Below are 2,423 nucleotides of genomic sequence, written 5' to 3'. Positions count from 1 at the left end.
GGCACCGAATACTCGGTCAACACCGTCAGCCGCGACGGCAAGCGGCACGTCACCGACATCTGGCGCACCGCGCGGATTTCGGCGACGGCCCGGACGAACCCGCCGTCAGCCTCCTTGATGATCTCGTTGCCCGGCAGCGTGCCGTCGAGGGCCGGACCGAAGATGGGGCGCAGCGTGGTGCCCTCCGCGTCGGTGTTGCCCCGGTCGGCGTGATCGGACTCGATCTTGCCGATGCCCGCCAGCAGGTGCCAGCTCACGCCGCATCCCGGCGCCGAGGATTGCAGGGACAGCTCGGCATTGCGATAGGCGGCGAGGACGATCTCGGGGATGCCGAGGCCGCCGGTGGTACCGGTCGACGTGACCGCGACCGCGATCGGCTCGATCGGCGGCGTCGCGGTCCGCAGCTTGCGCGGCGTCGGCGGCGTGGGCGCGAGCAGTCCGACGACGGTCGACTCGGTCGGCAGCGATTCGACAGTGGCCGGCGCGGCGAAGAATTCGGGCACGGCCGGTGCGGTGACACGGGCCGAACCGGTGACGAGCAGCCCGGCCGCGAGGATCGTGGTCGCGGCGAGAGGAGCGGAGCGCATGGGGTGAACACCTTCCGCGGCCCCGGTGCGGGCCGCCTGGAATCGGGTAGTGCGGACGGGTGGCCGTGTCCGGCCTGGTGGCGACGTGATCAGCGCACCGGATACCTGCGGTCGGTCAGATCGAAGGCGTGGGGCTGACCCGCGTGATAGAGCGCGCTGTCGGCGAGCATCAACGGCTCCCACAGCGGCATCCGGAATCGGGGCGTGATCGGGACGCGGCCCGCCGCCGAACCGCTGACGTGCAGAACCGCGTTCGCCGCCCGCCGTCCGCTCTCGTTGGCACCTTCCAGACACGCGACGTTCGTCCGCGTCCGGATCCAGTCGCCCGCGAGGAACAGGTTGTCGATGGCGGTGGTCGTGTCCGGTCGGTCGGCCCACGAGCCAGGGTTCGGGAGGAAGCCCGCGCCGTCGTCGGAGACATCCGGGGTGCCGGGATCGCTGACCGGGGTCCGCCAGAACTGTGCGGTGAACACCGCGGTCGCCTTGTCCGGCGGGATCGCGCAGACGTAGTAGTCGGCCTCGACGCTGTGCCCGGCGCCGGTGTGGTCGGTCACCGTGGCGGCCCGGATGTGCGCGCCGTCGGTCTCGAAGCCCGACAGCTGCGCGCCGAACGCGAAGGTGACACCGAGCGAGCGCAGGTGGGCGACCCACGGATGGATGAAGGTCGCCGAGGTCGGCCCGTTGAGCACCCGGTCGTCGCGGTCGTCGTCCGGGTTCAGCAGTGACCGGACGAAGTCCTCGCCGGTCAGGCCGATCGAATGCGCGCTGCAGGCGCGGGCGTGCGTCGCCATCAGCGTGCGGAGGAAACCGTCGCCGAGGAAGCGGTGGTATTCGGCCGACGCGTTGTCCAGGCCCGCGAATTCGCTCCAGCTCATCCGTTCCCACTGGCCGAGTCGGCGTTCCTCGCAGCTCGAGATGTAGACCGCCAGCCGTTCGGCGGCGAACAGCGCCTCGTGCGGGAGCAGACGGAACAGCGTCTCGAACACCGAGGCGAAGGAATCGGCGAACTGCCGTGGCGTCCGCGGGCTCTGGCGCGACGGCAACGGAAACGGCAGCGCGACAGTCGAGTTGACGCGTCCCCTCCCCGCGATCGTCGCCGCGTCGACCCGGACCAGATTGTCGTACACGCCGTTCCGGTTGCGGCGGAACGGAATGCGGCGCAGCGTGTCGGGCAGGTCGCGGTGGCAGCCGAAGAAGGTGGGGAAGCCGTGTTCGCCGGGCAGGGCCCGATCGCTGACGATGCTGCGGCACTTCCCGCCCGCCACGCCGCGCCGTTCGTAGACGGTGACCGCGAAGCCGCGTTCGGCGAGTTCGTGCGCGGTGGTCAGTCCGGCGAGCCCGGCGCCGAATACGGCGACGGTGCGCCCGCCCGGCGCGGCCGCCGCCCGGCGGTTGGTCGATCGCAGGAAGCCACGTCGCGCGGACTGCCAGTTGATTCCCATGTCTCGTCCAGTCGTCTGCCCGGCCGTCCTCGACGTGTGCGCGCCGTTGCCGGGTGTCGATACCCCGCGTCTTATGTTACTGACGATTCTGAACAAGTAGTGCGAAACAGCGATACACAGTCGGCTTAGAGTCGGTCGACGACGTCCCTAAGTTGATGACAATTCTGTGAACTCGAGGTACTGTTCGAAGTGCCCGGCGACGACGTGTGTGGCGGAAGTGCCCCTCGCCACAGCGTGATCGCGCGTCGTGCCTCCTCACGCGTTCCGTGCGGCAGCCCAGCGAACTCACTGTCGCGGGGAACGGGTGATCGAGAAGCGGGGGGGGGGGGGGGGGGTTTGGGGGCGGCTGGTGATGGTGCCGCGGAGAACTTCGCGGCCGGTGGTCGATGGGGTC

At 70.0% G+C, this 2,423-nt stretch carries 1 protein-coding gene and 1 pseudogene; both read right to left on the bottom strand.

Going from position 1 to position 2,423, the window contains the following annotated elements; translation table 11 throughout:
* Positions 1-587, bottom strand: a pseudogene (locus tag ACWDNU_RS45135) (hypothetical protein); the annotation flags it as partial.
* A gap of 89 nt (positions 588-676) precedes the next feature.
* On the bottom strand, positions 677-2,029 hold the full coding sequence (locus ACWDNU_RS45130; RefSeq protein ID WP_355283873.1) for a hydroxysqualene dehydroxylase: 1,353 nt from the start codon (positions 2,027-2,029) through the stop codon (positions 677-679).
* Positions 2,030-2,423 lie beyond the last annotated feature (394 nt).

The sequence above is a fragment of the Amycolatopsis sp. NPDC003676 genome (genome assembly GCF_053587275.1).
Note: the sequence above shows the minus strand (reverse complement) of the source record. Positions and strands in the feature narration are given on the sequence as shown.